Annotated in this window: 18 protein-coding genes; 11 read left to right on the top strand and 7 right to left on the bottom strand. The window is 56.4% G+C overall.

All coding sequences use genetic code 11. The annotated features are described in order from the left end of the window. The first annotated feature begins 363 nt into the window (after positions 1-363). The 7 genes from hsdR to ACE1BR_RS12020 all read left to right on the top strand — a co-directional run bounded on the left by hsdR (position 364) and on the right by ACE1BR_RS12020 (position 9,114). A complete protein-coding gene (gene hsdR / locus ACE1BR_RS12050) occupies positions 364-2,829 on the top strand; it encodes an EcoAI/FtnUII family type I restriction enzme subunit R (RefSeq protein WP_374870552.1) in 2,466 nt (821 codons plus the stop codon). 109 nt (positions 2,830-2,938) lie between these two features. Continuing rightward, positions 2,939-4,441, top strand: a complete 1,503-nt coding sequence (locus tag ACE1BR_RS12045) for an N-6 DNA methylase (protein ID WP_374870550.1) — start codon at positions 2,939-2,941, stop codon at positions 4,439-4,441. Then, positions 4,441-6,210, top strand: a complete 1,770-nt coding sequence (locus ACE1BR_RS12040; RefSeq protein ID WP_374870548.1) for a restriction endonuclease subunit S — start codon at positions 4,441-4,443, stop codon at positions 6,208-6,210. The genes ACE1BR_RS12045 and ACE1BR_RS12040 overlap by 1 nt, the downstream gene beginning before the upstream one ends. Next, a complete protein-coding gene (locus ACE1BR_RS12035) occupies positions 6,210-7,178 on the top strand; it encodes an Abi family protein (protein ID WP_374870546.1) in 969 nt (322 codons plus the stop codon). The genes ACE1BR_RS12040 and ACE1BR_RS12035 overlap by 1 nt, the downstream gene beginning before the upstream one ends. A gap of 217 nt (positions 7,179-7,395) precedes the next feature. Continuing rightward, the gene (locus tag ACE1BR_RS12030; RefSeq protein ID WP_374870544.1) at positions 7,396-8,178 is read left to right on the top strand and encodes a hypothetical protein; all 783 of its coding nucleotides are present in this window, start codon (positions 7,396-7,398) and stop codon (positions 8,176-8,178) included. 20 nt (positions 8,179-8,198) lie between these two features. After that, a complete protein-coding gene (locus ACE1BR_RS12025) occupies positions 8,199-8,801 on the top strand; it encodes a hypothetical protein (protein WP_374870542.1) in 603 nt (200 codons plus the stop codon). A gap of 94 nt (positions 8,802-8,895) precedes the next feature. Beyond that, a complete protein-coding gene (locus ACE1BR_RS12020) occupies positions 8,896-9,114 on the top strand; it encodes a hypothetical protein (protein ID WP_374870540.1) in 219 nt (72 codons plus the stop codon). 222 nt (positions 9,115-9,336) lie between these two features. Here the strand turns inward: ACE1BR_RS12020 and ACE1BR_RS12015 are convergent, their stop codons facing one another. From ACE1BR_RS12015 to uxaC, 6 genes are all read right to left on the bottom strand, one after another. Then, a complete protein-coding gene (locus tag ACE1BR_RS12015) occupies positions 9,337-9,957 on the bottom strand; it encodes a bifunctional 4-hydroxy-2-oxoglutarate aldolase/2-dehydro-3-deoxy-phosphogluconate aldolase (protein ID WP_374870538.1) in 621 nt (206 codons plus the stop codon). Continuing rightward, a complete protein-coding gene (locus tag ACE1BR_RS12010; RefSeq protein ID WP_374870536.1) occupies positions 9,950-10,939 on the bottom strand; it encodes a sugar kinase in 990 nt (329 codons plus the stop codon). Before ACE1BR_RS12010 ends, ACE1BR_RS12015 begins: the two co-directional genes overlap by 8 nt. Before the next feature lie 20 nt (positions 10,940-10,959). After that, complete coding sequence (locus tag ACE1BR_RS12005) at positions 10,960-11,508, bottom strand: YgjV family protein (protein ID WP_101325417.1); 549 nt, start codon at positions 11,506-11,508, stop codon at positions 10,960-10,962. Then, complete coding sequence (locus ACE1BR_RS12000) at positions 11,505-12,992, bottom strand: UxaA family hydrolase (RefSeq protein ID WP_374870534.1); 1,488 nt, start codon at positions 12,990-12,992, stop codon at positions 11,505-11,507. The genes ACE1BR_RS12005 and ACE1BR_RS12000 overlap by 4 nt, the downstream gene beginning before the upstream one ends. 12 nt (positions 12,993-13,004) lie before the next feature. Further along, positions 13,005-14,468 (bottom strand): tagaturonate reductase, encoded by a 1,464-nt coding sequence (locus tag ACE1BR_RS11995; protein WP_374870532.1) that lies wholly within the window; start codon positions 14,466-14,468, stop codon positions 13,005-13,007. A gap of 119 nt (positions 14,469-14,587) precedes the next feature. Then, positions 14,588-16,000 (bottom strand): glucuronate isomerase, encoded by a 1,413-nt coding sequence (gene uxaC / locus ACE1BR_RS11990; RefSeq protein WP_374870530.1) that lies wholly within the window; start codon positions 15,998-16,000, stop codon positions 14,588-14,590. A gap of 428 nt (positions 16,001-16,428) precedes the next feature. On the opposite strand from uxaC, the gene ACE1BR_RS11985 reads away from it, so the two are divergent. The 4 genes from ACE1BR_RS11985 to exuR all read left to right on the top strand — a co-directional run bounded on the left by ACE1BR_RS11985 (position 16,429) and on the right by exuR (position 20,198). Continuing rightward, positions 16,429-17,418: a TRAP transporter substrate-binding protein gene (locus ACE1BR_RS11985; RefSeq protein ID WP_374870528.1), complete on the top strand. Its 990-nt coding sequence runs from the start codon at positions 16,429-16,431 to the stop codon at positions 17,416-17,418. Positions 17,419-17,463: 45 nt separating this feature from the next. Continuing rightward, positions 17,464-17,985 (top strand): TRAP transporter small permease, encoded by a 522-nt coding sequence (locus tag ACE1BR_RS11980; protein ID WP_101325412.1) that lies wholly within the window; start codon positions 17,464-17,466, stop codon positions 17,983-17,985. Beyond that, a complete protein-coding gene (locus ACE1BR_RS11975) occupies positions 17,985-19,286 on the top strand; it encodes a TRAP transporter large permease (protein ID WP_234662672.1) in 1,302 nt (433 codons plus the stop codon). The genes ACE1BR_RS11980 and ACE1BR_RS11975 overlap by 1 nt, the downstream gene beginning before the upstream one ends. Before the next feature lie 123 nt (positions 19,287-19,409). Continuing rightward, positions 19,410-20,198: a transcriptional regulator ExuR gene (gene exuR, locus ACE1BR_RS11970; RefSeq protein ID WP_374870657.1), complete on the top strand. Its 789-nt coding sequence runs from the start codon at positions 19,410-19,412 to the stop codon at positions 20,196-20,198. A gap of 443 nt (positions 20,199-20,641) precedes the next feature. Here the strand turns inward: exuR and ACE1BR_RS11965 are convergent. Then, on the bottom strand, positions 20,642-21,034 hold a 393-nt coding region (locus ACE1BR_RS11965), incomplete at its 5' end, for a PepSY-associated TM helix domain-containing protein (protein ID WP_374870525.1).

Genomic DNA, 21,034 nt, shown 5'->3' with positions numbered 1-21,034 from the left:
TTCGGCGTTGGCGGCGCCGACGACCCTGCAGGGCGTCTCCGAGCCCTTGAGATGAAGGTTAAACTAATAGACCAACGAGAGTCAACGAGGCGAAGTTGATCTGTGGTCGACCTCTCCACTCTCATCGGCAAAGCCATGCTGACCATGTTGGCCGCTGTTGCAGAACTGGAGCGTTCGAACATCAAGACCCGCCAGTGTGAAACGAGCATGTCGGTCTGCGTAATTAGCCATCTGTGTAGGTGCTTATTCCTTTGATAATGCTTTAGGTATGTTCTTGTTCAAGTTTTGGACTCATAACTCTCCCATACATCCCCGTATTCATGAGAACATCAGCACCAGTCCTCTTTCAAACCGGAGTGCGCTGTGTCGCCCATCAACAAAGCAACCCTCACCGAAGCCGACATCATCTCCAAATACCTGCTGCCTGCCATCAAGGCGGCGGGGTGGGATGACCTGACTCAGGTCCGCCAAGAGGTGAAGCTGCGGGATGGCAAAGTGGTGGTGCGCGGCCAGATGGCGGCACGGAAAAAGGTCAAATCGGCCGATATCGTGCTCTATCACAAGATGGGCTTGCCACTGGCAGTGATCGAGGCTAAAGCCAACAAGCATGAGATTGGCAAGGGGATGCAGCAGGGGCTTGATTATGCCCGTCTGCTGGATGTGCCGTTCGTATTTGCCAGCAACGGCGATGGCTTCGTATTTCATGACAAGACCAATCCGGCCAAGCTGGAATCCGAGATCGCGCTGGAGGACTTCCCCAGCCCGGGCCAGCTTTGGGACAAACTCTGCACCTGGAAGGGCTACACCCAGGCTCAGCTGCCTGTCATCAGCCAGGACTATTACTCCGATGGCAGCGGCAAATCTCCCCGCTACTACCAGCTGCAGGCCATCAACAAGACCGTAGAAGCCATATCGAAAGGTGAGGATCGGGTATTGCTGGTGATGGCCACCGGCACCGGCAAGACCTACACCGCATTTCAGATCATCTGGCGTTTGTGGAAGGCTGGCGCCAAGAAGCGCATCCTGTTTCTGGCCGACCGCAACATTCTGGTGGATCAGACCAAGATCAATGATTTTCAGCCCTTTGGCTCGGCCATGACCAAGGTCACCGGGCGCACGATCGACCCCGCCTATGAGATCCACCTTGCCCTCTATCAGGCGCTCACCGGGCCGGAAGAGTCGCAGAAAGCTTATCTGCAGGTCTCACCTGACTTCTTCGACCTGATTGTGGTGGATGAGTGCCATAGGGGCAGCGCCGCCGAAGACAGCGCCTGGCGCGAGATCCTCGAATACTTCTCATCGGCCACCCAGATTGGTCTCACCGCTACGCCCAAAGAGACCGAAACCGTCTCCAGCACCGATTACTTCGGTGACCCTGTCTATACCTACTCCCTCAAAGAGGGGATCGAAGATGGTTTTCTTGCCCCCTACAAGGTGGTGCGGGTCGATATCGATGTGGATCTGCAGGGGTGGCGTCCCACCAAAGGGCAGATGGACAAACAGGGCAACCTGATTGAAGACCGTATCTATAACCAGAAGGATTTTGACCGCACTCTGGTGATTGACGAGCGCACTCAGCTGGTGGCCGAGACCATCACCAACTACCTCAAGAAAACCGACCCGATGGCTAAGACAATCGTGTTCTGCAACGACATCGATCATGCCGACCGGATGCGCCGTGCCTTGGTAAATCTCAACCCGGAACAGATGGCCAAGGATGAGCGCTATGTGATGAAAATCACTGGCGATGATGACCTTGGCAAGGCCCAGCTCGACAACTTCATCAACCCGAAAAAGCCCTATCCGGTCATCGCAACTACCTCCGAGCTGATGACCACTGGCGTCGATGCCAAGACCTGCAAGCTGGTGGTGCTGGATCAAAACATCCAGTCCATGACCAAGTTCAAGCAGATCATCGGCCGTGGCACCCGTATCGACGACAAGTACGGCAAGCTCTGGTTCACCATTCTCGACTTCAAGAAGGCCACCGAGCTGTTTGCCGATCCCCGTTTCGACGGTGAGCCGGAGCGCGTCATGGTGGTCAAACCGGCAGACATCAACAATCCGGATGAAGGACTGGGCGATATCATCGACGGCACCGATCCAATGCCAGCCGATGAACCCGGCGACAATGACGATCCGTTTGCCCCTGGGGCCGATGAACAACCCGGCAGTTACACAGGCGGTAGTGATGGTGGCCAGAGTGGAGCAGGGGGTAAAGGCGCAGGCCCGCTGGGTGGCCCCGAGCCCGGGGTCAGCAAGTATTATGTCAACGGCGTGGCGGTCAGCGTCATCGCCGAGCGGGTGCAGTATTACGATGCCGATGGCAAGCTGGTGACCGAATCCTTCAAGGACTACACCAAGAAGACCCTGCTCAAAGAGTTTGCCACCCTCGATGCCTTCACCAAACGCTGGCAAGCCGCGCAGCGCAAGCAAGCCATCATGGATGAATTGGCTCAGGCGGGCGTGCTGTGGGAGGTGTTGGAGCAGGAAGTGGGTAAGGAGCTCGACCCGTTCGACCTTATCTGCCATGTGGTATACGATCAGCCGCCACTGACCCGCCGCGAGCGGGCGAACAACGTCAAAAAGCGCAACTACTTCACCAAGTACAACGACACCGCCCAGCAGGTGCTTACCAGCCTGCTCGACAAGTATGCCGATCAGGGGGTGACCGAGATTGAGACCAAGGATGCGCTAAAAGTCGCCCCCTTTACCGAGTTGGGTCGCCCGCTGGAGTTGGCCAAGAAGGGGTTTGGTGGCGCCAAACAGTTCGAGCAGGCCATCACCGAACTGGAGCAAGAAATTTACCGTGAGCAGCAGAGCGCCTGACGACCTGACTACTTCTGAACTACCATGCGGCCATTCCAATGATGGCCGCTTGTTTTAGGCGCATTCGCCCCTGTATTCGTCACCATTTTTGTAAAAAGCAGAGATTCTCATGTCATCCATCAGCTCAGTAATCAAATCCATTCAGGACATCATGCGCAAGGACGCCGGTATCGACGGCGATGCCCAGCGCCTCGGCCAGCTCTCCTGGCTGCTGTTTTTGAAAGTGTTCGACGCCCAGGAAGAGGAGCTGGAGTTTGAGCAGGATAACTACCGCTGTCCCATCCCCGAGCGCTTCCTGTGGCGCAACTGGGCGGCCGATAGCGAAGGGCTGACCGGCGATGCCCTGCTCTCATTCGTCAACGATGACCTGTTCGACAGCCTGAAAAACCAGCCAGCCAATATCAATCTCAACCCCCGTGGCTATGTGGTGAAAGAGGCGTTCTCTGATGCCTTCAACTACATGAAGAACGGCACCCTGCTCAAACAAGTGATCAACAAGCTCAACGAGATCGACTTTACCGACAGCAGCGAGCGTCACCTGTTTGGCGATATCTACGAGCAGATCCTGCGTGACCTGCAAAGTGCCGGTAACGCGGGTGAGTTCTATACACCCCGCGCCGTCACCCGCTTTATGGTCAACCGTATCGACCCCAAGCTCGGCGAGCGGATCATGGACCCGGCATGCGGCACCGGCGGCTTTCTCGCCTGCGCCTTCGATCATGTCAAAGAGCGCTATGTCGAGACCTCAGCCGACCATCAGACCCTGCAGCAGCAGATCCTGGGGGTTGAGAAGAAGCAGTTGCCGCACCTCCTTTGCACTACCAATATGCTGCTGCACGGCATCGAGGTGCCGGTGCAGATCCGCCACGGCAACACCCTCGACAAGCCGCTGTCGAGCTGGGATAGCGATATCGATGTGATCCTCACCAACCCGCCCTTTGGCGGTACCGAAGAGGATGGCATCGAGCAGAACTTCCCCGCCGATCTGCGCACCCGTGAAACCGCCGACCTGTTCCTGCAGCTGATCATTGAAGTTCTTGCCCCGGCAACAAATGGCAAGGGCGGTCGCGCCGCCGTGGTGCTGCCTGATGGCACCCTGTTTGGCGAAGGGGTCAAAACCAAGATCAAGCAACTGCTCACTGCTGAGTGCAACCTGCACACCATAGTGCGGCTGCCCAACGGCGTGTTTGCCCCCTATACCGGCATCAAGACCAATATCCTCTTCTTCACCAAGGGCCAGCCCACCAAGGATGTCTGGTTCTACGAGCACCCCTATCCGGCTGGGGTGAAGAGCTACAGCAAGACCAAGCCGATGAAGTTCGAGGAGTTTGAAGCCGAGATTGCCTGGTGGGGCGATGAGGCGGACGGCTTTGCTGCCCGGGTTGAGAACGAACAAGCCTGGAAGGTCAGTATCGACACCATTATTGAGCGCAACTTTAACCTCGATATCAAAAACCCCCATGTCGGCGAGCAGATAAGCCATGACCCCGACGAGCTGCTGGCGCGCTATGCCACAAAACAGGCCGAGATCCAGACCCTGCGTGACCAACTTAAAACCATTCTCGGTGATGCCTTAGGCAAGGGCACGGCCAAGCAGGAGGGACAGGCATAATGGCGATCGAGAATCTGATTACCGACCATCTGGATCTCTGGACTGCGGCGGTGCGCCCCAAAAGCAGTGCCGGGCGCGGCAGCAACAGCAAGCTGGATCTCACCGGTATCAAAAAGCTGCGCGAGCTGATTTTGGAGCTGGCCGTGCGTGGCAAACTGGTGCCGCAAGACCCCAGCGATGAACCCGCCTCCGTGCTGTTGGAACGGATTACCGCCGAAAAGACGCGGTTGGTGAAAGAGGGCAAGATTAAAAAGCCCAAAGCCTTGCCAGAAATTGGTGAGGAAGAGAAGCCGTTTGAATTACCGGATGGGTGGGAGTGGTCAATGCTTGCAGAGATCGCAGAGATCAATCCACGTAATGAAAGCGATGATACTGTTGACGCATCATTTGTACCCATGTCTTTAATCAGCACCGCATATAACGGGCAGCATGAATTTGAAGCAAGGAAGTGGGGCGAGATAAAGAAAGGTTTTACCCATTTTTCTAATGGGGATATTGGCATAGCAAAAATAACACCATGCTTTGAGAATAGTAAGGCTGCTGTTTTTCGTGGTTTAATTAATGGAATAGGCGCAGGAACGACAGAGCTTCATATAGCTAGACCATATACAGATTATGTTTCAGCATTCTTTATATTATTAAATATAAAATCGCCTATATATCTCAAAAAAGGTGAGGCAGGAATGACCGGAACCGCAGGTCAAAAGCGACTTGCCAAGGACTTTTTCTCATTCTATCCATTGCCAATTCCGCCATTTGCAGAACAGCACCGCATCGTTGCCAAAGTCGATGAGCTGATGGCCCTCTGCGACCAGCTGGAGCTGCAAAGCGAAGCGCAGTTGGCGGCACAGCAGACGCTGGTAGAGGTGTTGCTGGCGACCCTGACCGACAGCGCCGACGCCGACGAACTGGCGCAAAACTGGGCGCGGCTAAGCACTCACTTCGATACCCTCTTTACCACCGAGGCGAGCATCGAAGCTCTGAAGCAGACCATCCTGCAACTGGCGGTGATGGGCAAGCTGGTACCGCAAGACCCCAGCGATGAACCTGCCTCCGCCCTGCTGGCGCGCATCGTCGCCGAAAAAGCGCAACTGGTCAAAGAGAAGAAAATTAAAAAAGAGAAACAGCTACCAGTTATCAGTGAGGATGAAAAATCATTTGAAATACCACATGGATGGGTGTGGGTGAAGTTTGGCGAGCTTTCAGAATTTATTAATGGTGATAGAAGTAAAAACTACCCTAATAAAAATGAATATGTCGCTCAAGGTATGCCTTGGATAAATACGGGTCATATTGAGCCCTCAGGTATATTAACGTCTAGTGATATGAACTTTATAACCAAGGAGAAATTTGATTCATTAAGAAGTGGGAAGATAATTGAAACAGACATTGTGTACTGCCTGCGAGGAGCAACATTCGGCAAAACTGCATTTGTAACGCCCTATAAAGAGGGGGCTATTGCATCATCGTTGATGATTATTAGGCCATACAACATCTCACTTAGAGAGTTTATTTACATATATCTAATCAGCCCGTTTGGTCGAGCTCAAATATTTCGTTTCGATAATGGCTCAGCACAGCCTAATTTATCAGCTAATAGCGTAATGATGTATGCCTTCCCATGCCCTCCAATTTCAGAACAGCATCGCATCGTCGCCAAAGTCGATGAACTGATGACCCTCTGCGATCAACTGAAATCCCGCCTGCAAACCAGCCAGCAAACCCAACTTGCCTTGGCCGAGTCGCTGGTGGCAGGAGTACTTGCCTAATGCCCTACGCTCGCCCCTGGCTTAGCTATCAACAGCAACTGGATCAGCTGATTGGGCGCGGTATCACGGTCACAGACCGGGATGCCGCACTGAGCTATCTGGAGCGGATCGGCTATTACCGTTTAAGCGGCTATTGGTACCCATTTCGCCGCTTTGAGCCCGCGGCTGAGGGGGAAAGCAAACGGGAGACCCGGGCGACGGACCAGTTTTGCCCCGACACCCATCTGCTGGATGCGGTGGAGCTCTATCTGTTCGACAAGAAGCTACGCCTGTTGGTAGTGGATGCGCTGGAGCGGATCGAGGTGGCCTTGCGGGTCGATCTTGCCTATCTCCTTGGCAAGCGAAATACCTTTGCTCACCTCGATCGCAGCTACTTCCACCCCAGCTTTATCCGGCAGCCCGCATTCAGGGGGAGTCACCAGACCCGCTTTGAGGCGTGGATGGATAAATACCGGGGGCTGGTAAAGCGCTCAAAAGAGGATTTTGTGCGCCACTACCATCAGCGCCATGGTGAGGAGCTACCGATCTGGGTGGCGGTGGAGGTATTTGATTTTGGCGCCATCTCGCAGTTGATCGGCATGATGAAGGTATCTGATCAGCAGCATATCGCCAGCAAATACGGTCTGGACTGGCAGGTGTTTGCCAGCTGGATCTACGGCCTCAGTTATCTGCGCAATATCTGCGCCCATCATAGCCGCCTCTGGAACCGCAACGTGACGACGCAGGTGAAGTTGCCCAAGCCAAGAGAGGTGCAGTGGTGCGATTTCCTGGCAAGAGACGATGAGCGGCTTGCCAAGCCATTCGTGTTGCTGGCCATCACTCGGCATCTACTCAAGGTGATTTGCCCGAATACCCAGTGGCATCTGCGCCTGCGGGATCATCTGCTGACGTTCCCCACACAAAAGTCGGTGCGCAAGCTGGGGTTGGCAAATATGGGGTACATAGAGAACTGGCAGGAGTGGTGGTAAATCCACCAAATAAGAACCCCAGCGTAAGTTGCAAAGCAACCAAGAGGCCGGGGTCGTGTTGCGAAGAAGAATAGGGGGGAACCTCCATTCAGTCAAACTTTTTTACCCCATTTTGTGACGGATAGAGTGGTAGTCGAGTGGGTATTAAAGCAGGATCTCGAAGGCTCTTCAGCTACGTGAGAGCCTGCTTGAAATATCAATATTACAAGGAGTTGCGATGCTACATGCAATCCTGCATGGCAAGGCTGGGCGTATCGAGCGGGAAGGGGAATCCCTGCGCTGGCGCGACCTGTTTAAAGGCAGCGAAGATCTGCTGACTGCCACCGTTTTCGGCCGTCTGCCCCACCTCTCGGACGGTGCTCTGGGTGCCGTGCTGCGCTTTCTACTCGGTGACAATCCGCTAGACCCGGCCACCTTTCAACGGTTGGAGCTGTGGCCAAAACTGGCATCGCTGCAGGATCGCCGCTATGTCGAGCCTGATGTGCTGCTCCACTTTGACGAAGCTCTGGTGGTTATCGAGGTGAAGCCCCCGTTCGGTGGTGACCAGTATCGGGAGCAGTGGCTGGCACAGGTCAATGCTGTGGTCAGCGAAGCCGAGTTTGATGACTATGAAGACCAGCTCTATTACGTGGCACTCGGCAATATCCCTGTCGCTCCGTTGTCTCGCCCCGATCTGCCTGAACGCTTTGTCCAGATGACCTTGCGTGAATGGGAGCCACTACGTCGTTACCTGCAAACCGCCCCCGAGTTTGAATCCTGCCGACAGGATCGCGCCATTCGCGATGAGTGGCTGCAGGCGTTTGAGCTGTTTGGTATGGCCCCGGTGGTGCCCGAGTGGACGCCCTTATTTGCCTACGCTGGACTGCTGGATCTGGATTGCGGGGTGATGTCAGAATGGGAAACGCCCCCACCGGCTGAGCCTGCTGGTTGGGCTGCTCTGCTCGATTATGCCGGGACATTGCACCTCTCTCGCACCGATTTCTCCTTTATGAATCACTGACTCTGGATAAGGATGCCGTCATGCAATACGATCTTGAACAGACCACTCAGCTGGTTACCCAACTGCAACAAGCTCATCGACTCGCCGCCGGTTTTTACCAGCGTATCCTCCCGTTATTCGATCAGATCGCCAGTCAGGCGTTGGACGCCGAGTTCTGGTTTTGGGAACCCAGCGAAAATAGCCGCCCCTGCCGCTCGGGAACCCGCCCATCCAGCAGTTGGGCATGGGACTATCTGCCACTGTTTGCATCTGATCATGGCTACCGAAATTGGGACAGTGAGACGGCAAAGAAGGGAGATACATCTTTAGTTTTTCGCCTCTATATTGACCATGAGTTTCGCCATGATTCTTCCAGCCGTTCTGGGGTAAAAGGGCAGCCAGATGCGCTAAAACTGGATGGTCAAGCAGTAGTGGAGGTTAGTCTCTTTTGTTGCTTGCAGGATAGTGATAAACATTTTGGCGAATTATGGCGCCCGCTCCCTTGGCCTCTCCATCAACCGAACTGGAAGCTGAGTGAGGAGTGCGGTTTGCTTGAGGTTTGCTCCAATCATGTACCGCTCGCCCAACTGCTTGCTGACCCTGATGGCGTTGCCGATTGGATCAAAGAAATGAACCATCGTTGAGCCTGTGGTTGGCAGGTAACAGTGCCACGAGCCAAGGGCATGCAATAATCTGATGTTTAAATGGCCATCACCACAGGCTTTGAGAGCGTATGTAATGACACAGACTAATTTGGAGTTGCCAAACCGAATCCATGATATCGGTTCTTTAGTTGTTCAGGCGAAGGAATGGAGCTCAAAACCCTCGGTTGAAGATCTCTGGATGGCCTATCTAGCGCGTATTCCTGCGGAGCGGACGAATGATGAAATTCATGCTCTCCAGTCATGGTTTTATCAAGAGGTTGAGGCGCAGGGCTATGAGCTTTTCCTCATGTAGTCGTTTTTAATAAAACGGTCATCGATGGGGCCTGGCTTCTGAGAAGATTGGCCCCATCTTTATGTGAGCGCTTGTGACCATCAGCTCTTCAAGAGCTAGTATGGCGTCGTAGGAATTACTAGCGCAGCATTACCTTGCTCGGCCGGTATATTATTGAGGTCAAAAAGATAATGGAACCGGACGCAGCATTTTGCTTAATGCCTTATTAGATATGACATCCCATCAGATAGCTGCAACCGTATTCTTTACAAGTTGAGCCAAATCGTTCCATCTGCCTTCGTTAATTAGATTAGTTGGTACCATCCAGGTGCCGCCGCAGGCGATCACCGAATCCAGCGCCAGGTAATCTTGCAGGTTGGCAGGGGTTACACCGCCGGTAGGCATGAAGCGCACAGGGTATACGGCGCCGAGGGCTTTAAGCATGGCGATGCCGCCGGATTGTTCGGCTGGGAAGAACTTGAGCTGGCGCAGCCCCATCTCCATGGCCTGTTCGACCAGGCTGGGGTTGTTGACCCCCGGGATGATGGCAACACCTTTGTCCAAGCAGTACTGCACTGTGCTGGGATTGAATCCCGGGCTGACGATGAAATCCGCCCCTGCATCGATGGCGGCATCCACTTGCTCGCGGTTGAGCACTGTGCCAGCACCAATTAGCAGATCTGGATAGGCGACCCGCATCTGGCGGATGGCCTCGGCTGCGGCCGGGGTGCGGAACGTCACTTCGGCGGCGGGCAGGCCGTTCTCGACTAGCACGCGGGCGAGGGGGGCAGCTAGCTTGGCGTCTTGTAGGGCTATAACGGGGATCACCTTGAGGGCTTCGAGGCGGGCGATGAGATCAGACATGGTCGATTTCCTTACTCAGTGGCATGGGGCGCTGTGGCATGTGAGATGGGGGGATGATGGCCCCCGGGTATTGAATGACGGCGGCGGCGAGGCGATGGCCGGCTTGGGCCGCCTCGGTGGTGCTGCCACCTTGCAGGCGTGCAGCCAGATAGCCTGCGCTGAATGAGTCGCCAGCTGCTGTCGTATCTACGATCAGAGCTGGGTCAAGCGGGGTGGCGGCGACTTCGCTGCGCTGCTGCGTCGTGACGATGAGGCAAGGCTCTGCACCACGCTTGATGACGATCTCTGCCACGCCCAGGGTCTGGGTACGTGCGATGGTCTGCTCCAGGGAGTCATCTTCCCAGAGCGAAATTTCGTCATCCTGGGTCAGTAGGGCTATGTCGGTCTGGGCCAGCATGGCAGCGTAGGCCGCTCTTGCCGTGTCCTGATCGGTCCAGAGCCGGGGGCGGTAGTTGTTGTCAAATACTAGCCTGGCACCCAGAGCACGGGCACGGGCTAGGGCTGTCATCAGGCGCTGGCGTGATGCTGTGGGTAGGATCGCTAGGCTGATGCCGCTCAGGTAGATGAGTTCACATTGGCCGAGCGCGGCGAGGATGGCATCAGCTGGTTCGCGTTCCAGCCAATAGCGGGCGGCAGCATCACTGCGCCAATAGGTAAAGGAGCGCTCGCCATTTGCAGCAGTGTCGATGAGATAGAGGCCGGGGGCCTTGTCATCTAGGCGCTGCACCCAGTCGGTGTCGACGCCCTCTGCTTGCCAAGCTGCGAGCATCTGGCTGCTGAGCCCATCTTGCCCCAGCGCGGTGACATAACGCACCTGCAGCGCTTGGTCGTCAAGGGGCTGACTTCCTGCTGCCCGGCCCAAACGAGCGAGATAGAGGGCGGTGTTGAGGGTGTCTCCGCCAAAGCCCTGTGCTAGAAGGCCCTGCTCGGCGCGCCGCAGCTCCACCATGCATTCGCCGATCACGGCTATCTGTCGGGTCATGGTCACGACTCCATTCAAAGTTAGGGGGTGATCGTCAAGGGATGTCGCCACATGCGGTACATGGTGTGACAGTTGACGAACAGGAAAGTGGTTTCGATCAGGCTGCCGCCGATGGAGCCAATCAAGATGTTGTGGCTGGTCCAGCACAGGCCACCGACCAGCATGCACAGCCGCAGGGCGATGCCGTGTGCACGAAACAGCCCCCAGGTGCCAATGGTTGTTCCTATGATGGGTAGCCACTGTACTGTCTCTGTGATCCTGGGAATGCCCAGCGCCCAGACCAGTACCAGGAAGAACAGCATCACCCAGGGGCTACGGGTGCGCCCCGAGGCGATGGTGCGACCACAGCTGAGTCCAGCACTGAGCGCTGCCGTGCTCGCACCCATGAGGAAAAAGTGGAAGGCGATGGCGGCCTGGTAGAGGCAAAGTTGCAGCCGAAAGTGCTTGTCGTCCCGCTGCAGGAAGGCACTCACCCCGACCAGCATGGCAGCAAGGCCGATGCCTTGCGCCAGGGGGTGCTGCTGGAGCAGAAGCCAGACTGGGGCCAGTAGGTTTAGCTCGGCCGTCACAGGGTAACTCCGTTCTTGAAGATGGCCAGCTCCCGGAAGTCGTTGCGTTCATTGCAGGTCGGCTTGCCGCTCGCAATCTCGACGATGAGGTCGACGAACTGGTCGAGCAGGCTGCCCATGGGGGTACCCTCTATCAGAGTGCCAGCATTGAAGTCGATCCAGTGCGGCTTGCGCCTGGCTAGATCGCTGTTGGTGGCCAGCTTGACTGTGGGGACCGGGCCGCCATAGGGGGTGCCACGGCCCGTGCTGAATAACACCATGTGGCAGCCAGCTCCGGTCAGGGCACTGGTGGCTACGGCATCGTTGCCGGGGGCGCTCAACAGATTCAGGCCGGGGCGCCGCAGGCGAGCGCCGTAGGGCAGAACATCTACCACCTGGCTCTGGCCCGCCTTCTGGGTGCAGCCGAGGGATTTTTCCTCCAAGGTCGAGATGCCACCCGCCTTGTTGCCGGGGGAGGGATTCTCGTAGATGGGTTGGTGGTGGTCGATAAAGTACTGCTTGAACTCATTGACCATCAGAACTGTCTTGTCGAAGGTCTGCTCATTTTGGCAGCGGGACATCAGGATCCGCTCTGCGCCGAACATTTCGGGCACCTCAGTCAGTACCGAGGTACCGCCGTGCTGGATAACATAGTCGGAGAAGCACCCAAGCAGCGGGTTGGCCGTGATGCCTGACAGACCATCGGATCCACCACATTCCAAACCGAACTTGAGCTCGCCTAGGCGCCCCGGCTGACGCTTGTCCTCTTTCATTCGGGTGAGCAGCTCGTTGAGCAGCCCCACTCCATGTTCCACCTCGTCATCTTGCTGCTGGCACACCATGAAACGCACCCGAGACTCGTCGAAGTCGCCGAGAGTCTCCTTGAAGGCGGCAATCTGGTTGTTTTCACAGCCCAGGCCCACCACCAGCACGCCCCCCGAATTAGGGTGGTGTACCAGGTTTTGCAGCAGGGTACGGGTGTTGAGGTGATCTTGGCCGAGCTGGGAGCAGCCGTACTGGTGGCTGAACAGGTGAACGCCATCAATGTCGCCGAGATTGGCGTCTCGTTCTATCTGTTGTTTCATTTGTTTGGCCAGGGCATTGACGCAACCCACGGTCGGCAATATCCACAACTCGTTGCGAATGCCGATCTGGCCATCCTCGCGGCGGTAGATCTGGATCTCCCTGTCCGGCAGCGTTGTGCTGACCTCTGCCAGCTCCGGCTGATAGCTGTACTCGTCCAGCTCGTTGAGGTTGGTGGCCAAGTTGTGGTGATGGACGTGCTCACCGGGCGCGATGGTGGTGGTGGCGTGGCCGATGGGCAGGCCGTACTTGATGATCGGGTCTCCCTGGGCCAAGGGGGCCAGGGCGATTTTATGGCCACGGGCGAGGGGCGGCCCCAGTGTGAGGGTGCTGCCTTGATACTCGATGACCTCGCCGGCGGTGAGATCGCGCAGGCTGACCAGCACATTGTCAGTGGGATGAATACGGATTACGGCTTGCATTCGGGCTCCTCCTTAGCAGCAGGTGGCCAGCGCCGTACGCAGCCCCAGTTCACGAACGGAGGTCAGGCAGTGATCTACGCGCTCGACCAGACCTGGGACGTCACATAAGGACAGACCCCAGTGCTCGGTGTTAGCTAGGATCTCGCACACCAGCTCGCGCTGGGCCAGCTCGCCGCGATCGACCGCCGGCCAGAGGCGTGCGTAAGCATCGAGCCAGGGTTGATCGTCTTGCAGTGGATAGGGGTGACCCTCACGCTCGCCGCGATAGAACGCAAGTAGGGCGGCCAGCGCAAAGCTCAGATGCGGTGGCAAGTCCCCTTGTTGCTGCTGGTAGCGCAACAGTTGCGGCAGCAGACGGGTGCGGAACTTGGTCATGCCGTTGAGCGCGATGGCGAGCAGTTGATGCTTGATGAAGGGGTTGCGAAAACGGCTCTGTACATCATGGGCAAAGGAGAGCAGCTCATCCTTCGGCAAGTCCAGGGTGGGCACTATCTCGTCGCTCATGATGCTCAGCACAAATTTGCCGACCTGCTCATCGGCCATTGCTTCGCCGACCGTATCCAGACCTGCTAGGAAGGCGACCGGTACCAGGGCTGTGTGGGCACCGTTGAGGATGGCGACCTTGCGTTCCTTGTAGGGTTTGATGTCGGAGACGATGCGGATATTGAGGGCATGCTCGGCGGGCATCTGGTCGAGGCAGAGAGCTTGCTCGAGCCAGGCTGGCCCCTGGATCACCAGTAGATAGAAGTGCTCGGCTGTGACCACGAACTGATCCTGATAACCAAAGTGCGCCTGCAACTCGGCGTGTTCATCCCGGGGAAAGCCGGTGACGATGCGATCGACCAAGGTCGAGCAGAAGGTGTTGTGCTCACGCAACCAGGCTTGGAAGGCTGTGGGCAGTTGCCACTTTGCGGCGTAGCGCAGCACCAGCTCGCGCAGGGCCTCTCCGTTGTAGTCGATCAGTTCGCAGGGCAGTAACACCCAACCCTTGTCGGCGGCGCCATCAAAGTGGGTGAAACGCTCGAACAAGAGGCGAGTCAGCTTGGCAGGGAAACTGATCGGCGGCGCGTCGCTGAGTTGGTCTGCTTCGTGGTAACTGATCCCCGCTTCTGTGGTGTTGGAGAAGAGAAAGCGGATATCGGGGTTACGGGCCAGAGCCAGTACCTCGTCGAACTGGCTATAGCAGTTGAGCTCACGATTGACGCTGCGAATAAGGCGCTGGGTGCTGACCGTTTCACCTGCCTCATCCAAACCGCGAATGACAGTGGTGTAGAGGCCATCCTGAGTGCTAAGGCTCGGTGGAAAATCGCTGTCGATGGGACGCACTATCACCACGCCGGCATCAAGGCTGGTGTGTTCATTGAGCAGGTCGAGCTGCCAGTCGATGAAAGCGCGCAGGAAGTTTCCTTCGCCAAACTGGATCACTCGGTCCGGATACTGGGCCCCCGGGAAGGCGTCACGATTCAGGCGTTGCATCTTGTTGTCATTCCTCATGGGGGCGCAGGCTCCCCGGTTGGGTGGTATGAGTGCGGCACGGTTTGACTCGGATGGGTGCCAGCTGGCAGCTAGGGATCCCTCACTGCCTGTTATGGGGGTCAGTTCAACTCGATGGCGAAGTAGTCTCGCGCGTTGTTGAAGCTGATGTTCTCGACCATTGCGCCGAGCAGGGCCAGATCGGCCGGGGCCTCTCCTTCGGCGACCCAACGACCGATCATGCGGCACAAGATGCGGCGGAAATATTCGTGGCGGGTATAGGAGAGGAAGCTGCGGCTGTCTGTCAGCATGCCGACGAAGCGGCTGAGCAGACCGAGTTGGGCTAGCTGGGTAAGCTGGCGTTCCATGCCATCTTTCTGATCGTTGAACCACCAGCCGGAGCCGAACTGCATCTTGCCGGGGATGTTGCCACCCTGAAAGTTGCCGATCATGGTGCCCAGCACCTCGTTATCCCGTGGGTTCAGGCAGTAGAGAATGGTTTTGGGCAGCGAGTCCTGGCTGTCCTGGGCATCGAGCAGTTGCGACAGCGCCCGGGCCATGGGGGCATCATTGATGGAATCAAAGCCGGTGTCCGGCCCCAGGCTCAGGAAGCGGCGACTGTTGTTATTGCGCAGGGCACCGATGTGATATTGCTGCACCCAGTCCCGCCGCTTGTATTCCCCCGCCAGATAGATAAGCACAGCTGTCTTGAAGGCCGCCACATCGGCTTGACCCAGGGACTCGCCTCGTAGGCGGCAGGCCAGCATGGCGTCGAGTTCAGCCTCGCTGGCCTGCCCGAACAGCACTTCATCTAGGGCGTGGTCGGCTATTTTGCAGCCGTGGGCGGCGAAGTGGTCCAAGCGCAGCCCCAGCGCCCCTGTGAGATCAGCAAAGTGGCGGATCTCGATATCGCTCACCTCGCCAAGCTGGGCCAGGTAGTCGATGAAACCGTCGGCCTCTATGTTGAAGGCCTTGTCCGGTCGCCAGCTCGGCAGCACCTTGATGCCGAAGCCGCTGTCCGCTGCGATGGTTGCGTGGTGGCTCAGATCGTCGACGGGGTCATCCGTGGTGCCCACCATCTTGACGTTCATTTGTCGCATGATGCCGCGGGCTGAGAACTCGGGCTGGGCCAGCTTGTCGTTGCAAAAATCCCACACTTCCCGCGCCGTTTGCGGCCCCAGCAGTTTGCCAGTTAGGCCAAAGGGCCGTTTGAGCTCTAGGTGGGTCCAGTGGTAGAGGGGGTTGCCTATGGTGTGGGGCACGGTGCTGGCCCAGGCCAAGAACTTGGCATAGTCATCGGCATCGCCGGTACAGAAGCGCTCGTCGATCCCGTTGGATCGCATGGCCCGCCACTTGTAATGATCGCCCTTGAGCCAGATCTCATACAGGTTTGCGAAGCTGTGGTCTTCGGCAATCAGGGCCGGAGGCAGGTGGCAGTGATAATCGAAGATCGGCTGCCCAGCTGCGAAGCCGTGATAAAGCTGGCGAGAGAATTCGGTATCCAGCAGAAAGTCATCTGTCATGAAAGCGGTCATTCGGCTTGCTCCGTACGAGGTATTTCTGTGGCTGAAATTAGTTGTTGGACCAATTATTCGCTTTGGTAGACATCTCGTCCAGTCACCTTGAGCCAAAAACCTTGGCTGGGTCACAAAAATTCCCCGATTGTGTTGACCGGGTTTCTGTTTGCGTTGTTTTCGTGGCCCAGTGGCGGACAAAGCAGCAGCTTAAAGATAATGGGGCTTCGTTGGGCGCCTTTAATCTGCTTTCAATGTCATTAAATGTGACCTTGGTTGGGTTTATTACAGCCACTCTGTGAGGGTATTCATTTTTTGTGATGGCTCTCAATATTCATAGATGTTATACCAATTACAGTTGTCACCTCGAAGATGTAGGACGTTAAGACTGGCTTCCTCAGGAAATAGGTCTAACAGATAACAACACACACACTTGAGGTCCCGCTCCAATGAAGATGAAAACGCTCACTGCCGCCATCCTTATGGCCGCCCCGCTGGCCTTGGCCTCCTTCTCTTCCCACGCCATGGACAGGGTTACCCTGAAGCTGGCCCATAACTTGGATACCAATCACGTGGTGCACCAGGCCCTGGCTGAGATGGCTAAGGAAATCAGTACAGCCTCCGATGGCAAGATGAAGCTGCGCATCTACCCGGGTGGTCAGATGGGCGGTCCGCGCGAGACCCTGGAGCTGCTGCAAAACGGTGCACTGGACATGACCAAGGCGAGTGCAAGCGAAATGGAACCTTTCTCACAGGCCTTTTCCATCTTCAGCCTGCCTTATTTGTTCAAGGATCAGGCCCACTTCAATAAAGTGATCTATGGCCCGGTCGGTCATGCCATGATGGCTGATACACGTGATAAGGGCTTCGTTTCTATTGCAGCCTATGTGGCCGGGACCCGCAGCTTCTATGCCAACAAACCTATCCATACTCCGGCCGACATGAAAGGTATGAAGATCCGGGTCGTCGCGACCCCGACCACTATCAAACTAATCGAGTTGCTAGGCGCCGCGCCAGCTCCCATCCCGTTCGGTGAGGTCTATACCGCGCTCCAGCAAGGTGTGATCGACGGCGCCGAGAACAACGAACCATCTTATGTGCAGACGCGCCACGTGGAGGTGGCCAAGTTCTACGCCGAGGATCAGCATACTTCGGTGCCGGATTTCCTAGTGATCTCCAGCAAGGTGTGGGACAAGCTCTCGGACGAGCAGAAACAGATCCTGGATACGGCGGCCAAGCATTCAGAAACCTATGAGCAGGAGCTATGGGACAAGGAGGTGGCGGCTTCGCGCAAGCTGGCAACCGAGGCGGGCGCCACTTTCATCAAGGTCGACAAGGAGGCCTTCCGCACGGCACTGGCTCCCCTGTATGACGATTTCCGCAAGGATCCGGTGCGCGGCGAGTGGCTCAGCAAGATCGAGAACGAAGCCGCTCAGTAACTATTAGAGGAGGGCGGCCCTGGCTGTCCTCCCGGGAGAATTGCAATGCGTCTTGAAATGTTCAGGCGACCGATCGACAGGTTGCTCGCTGGGTTCACCGTGGCCGTGATGGCTATGCTGGTGGTCTGTGTGGTGTGGCAGGTGTTCAGCCGTTACGTGTTGTCGCAGCCTAGCACCATGACCGATGAAATAGCCCGTTTCAGCATGATTTGGGTGGGGTTGCTGGGGGCGGCCTATGCCACCGGCAAGCGCCGCCACCTCAGTATCGACCTGTTTGTCTCTAATTTGAAAGGTGCTCCCAAGCTCATTAATCAGGTGTTTGTTGATTTTTGCGTACTGCTGTTTGCCGGCAGCACTATGGTATGGGGCGGTCTGACCCTGGTGACCAAGGTCTACAGCACAGGCCAGGTCTCTCCGGCCATGCAGTTGCCGATGGCTTATGTCTATATGGTGTTGCCGCTGAGCGGTCTCATCATCAGCTACTACTGCGTGCTCTACATACTGGAGACCCTGCTCGACAGCCTGGCTCCTACCCCCGTTCTTGCCCCCTCTGAGGAGAACATCTGATGGATTGGACCATAGCCCTAGTCATGTTCGGCTCCTTCTTCGTGCTGGTGTTCGCGGGCGTGCCCATCTCGTTCTCCATCGGTCTGGCAACTCTGGCCTCCGGTCTGATGATGTTGCCGCTGGAGACCATACTGGCGGTGATCGGCCAGAAGATGGCAACTGGCCTCGATAGCTTCTCCCTGCTGGCGATCCCCTTCTTCATCCTGGCTGGCACCCTGATGAACTGCGGCGGCATCGCCCAGCGCCTCATCAACTTTTCCCAGGTACTGGTGGGCCGCATGCCGGGCTCCCTTGGTCATGTCAACGTCATGGCTAACATGATGTTTGGTTCCATCTCCGGCTCTGCGGTGGCGGCCGCCGCAGCGGTGGGCGGCACTATGGCGCCCATGCAGAAGAAGGCGGGTTATGACCCGGCTTACTCTGCTGCCATCAACGTTACGTCCTGTATCTCCGGCCTGTTGATTCCGCCCTCCAACGTGTTGATCATTTATGCCCTGACCGCTGGCGGTATCTCGGTGGCGACCCTGTTCATGGCGGGCTATGTACCTGGCATCCTGATGGGGGTCAGCATCATGGTGGTGGGTGCCATCATCGCTAAGCGTCGTGGTTATCCGATTGCCGAACGTCCTTCATTTACCATGGTGATGCGCGCTTTCTGGGATGCTATTCCCAGCCTGCTGCTGGTCGTGGTGGTAATGGGCGGCATACTCGGCGGCATCTTCACCGCCACCGAGGCTTCTGCCATCGCCGTGGTTTACACCTTCGTGCTTTCGGTGATCATCTACCGCGAGGTCAAGCTCAAGGACTTACCTAGCATCATGCTCGATTCCGTCATCACCACAGCCATAGTGCTGCTGCTGATTGGCATCTCGGTGGGCATGTCTTGGGCAATGACCAATGCCGACATCCCTTATACCATCAGCGATGCCTTGATGAATGTGTCTGATAACCCGCTGGTTATCTTGCTTATCATCAACGTGATACTGTTGATTGTTGGTGTGTTCATGGACATGACCCCAGCGGTGCTGATTTTCACCCCCATTTTCCTACCGATCGTCACTGAACTGGGCATGGATCCGGTGCATTTTGGCATCATGATGATCTTCAACCTCTGCATTGGCCTCTGTACGCCCCCGGTCGGCAGTGCTTTGTTCGTTGGTTGTTCTGTCTCGGGCGTCAAATTGCAAGCCCTCATCAAGCCCATGCTGCCCTTCTTCTTCGTGCTGCTTTTGAGCCTGTTGGCTGTGACCTATATACCGTCTCTGAGCCTCTTCTTGCCGGGCCTATTCGGCATGCATTGATACGTGCGTTGAGCAGGTGAGTCTCTGGCTCATCTGTTCATTTTGAGTTAAATTGGTATAACAGGTTATTGCGTCGAGCACTATGCTTGGCGTTTGCGGCAAAGGGGTCTGGGTGTGAGTGACATGAATGTGGATGTATTCGAGTCGAAACGGCTCTATCAGAAAGTCGCCGCCGAGCTGAAACAACGGATTGCGAGTCAGCGTTACAAGGTTGGCGAACGGCTGCCGGCGGAGCGACTCATCGCCGAAGAGATGGAGGTGAGTCGCACCGTGGTGCGCGAGGCCATTATCATGCTGGAGGTCGAAGGGCTGGTGGCTGTGCAGAAAGGGTCGGGCATCCACGTGATTGCCCAAGAGAGCCAGATCGACACACCTGCTCCGACCCTAGATGATGCCCTGCTGACTGCAGGCCCGTTCGAGCTGCTGCAGGCTCGCCAATTGCTGGAGAGCAACATCGCTGAGTTTGCCGCGACCCAGGTGACCAAGCAGGACATAATGGAGTTGCTTAAGATCCAGGCCTTGGCTCGCAACGAGGACAGGGCCCGTGACTCTGAATGGGACAAGCAGTTTCATATCCAGGTCGCCAAAGCGACCCAGAATTCGGTGCTTGTGATCCTGACAGAGCAGCTTTGGCTCCACCGCGAGCGCAACCCCTACTGGCGTAAGTTGCACGAGCATATCGACGACAAGGCTATCGCCAGTTGGTGCGACGATCACGATCAGATCCTCAAGGCCTTAATGCGGAAAGATCCCCAAGCAGCTAAGCTCGCCATGTGGCAGCACCTAGAGAACACTAAGCACATGCTCTTCCAGGCCACCACCTTTGACGATGAGATGAATGATGATCGTTATCTTTTTTGCGAGAATCCTGTCGTTCATTTGACAATGGAAGCTATCAACGGAGTAGCGTGAGAAGATTACCGAGTTTTGTTAGTTGCGGGCGTGTGATTTTGGTGGGTAAAAATGTGCAAAGTGTGCAAACCCACCTCAACTTGATCCAACCTGAAACAACTCAACCTAACTTGATTCAATGACTTACGAGTTGTACTATCCATAGGAAACCGCAGTTTCTGGATTCAAAATCCGCCGGTGAATAACCGTGTCGGTTCGAGTCCGACCCCGGGCACCATCAAATTCATGACAAAAGGCCATCAGCAATGATGGCCTTTTGTTTTTTGGCGTTCTTGCGCATTGGTGCGTTACTGCTGAACAGGCCGCACTTCCCGTTACCTCTTGGTATCCCTTCTCTTTTCCCGCTTTCCGTTATTTCTTTTTCTTGATGTGGTTGCTGACGGCATCACCGCCAGCTGACTGTTTCTATTGCTGTTTTTTTCATGCCTTGCCGCACTGAAGCGCTATCCCAGCAGGGCAAACAGCAGGGTGCCGAGGGTGCCTGCGAGTGTCAGGGCAATGATGGCTCTGGGTGTGCCGTGCAGCTTGGTCCACATAAACAGGCTGGTGAGGGCGAGCAGCAGCAGGGCCAGGGCGGCGATATCGCCAAACAGCTGCCAGCCGAGGCCGGTGCCCATGCCGCGATGCAGCCGGTTGAGGCTAGCGGCAAAGTTGGCTTGCTGCAGATCGGTGCGCACCAGCAAGGTGCCATCGACATAGCTGGCGGCGACGCTCTGGCTCAGGGTGACGCCGCGCATCTCCCATTTGGCGGGCAGGGTGAGTGGGCCGTTCGGGGTGGGCAGGGTCTGGGCCGGGGTGATCATGGTTCGCCCGTCGACAAAGGTATCGTGATAGTG

It is taken from the genome of Aeromonas sp. MdU4 (genome assembly GCF_041929505.1).
Taxonomy (GTDB): Bacteria; Pseudomonadota; Gammaproteobacteria; order Enterobacterales; family Aeromonadaceae; genus Aeromonas.
The sequence above is the reverse complement of the archived record's forward strand: the minus strand, read 5'-3'. Positions and strand labels throughout refer to the sequence as shown.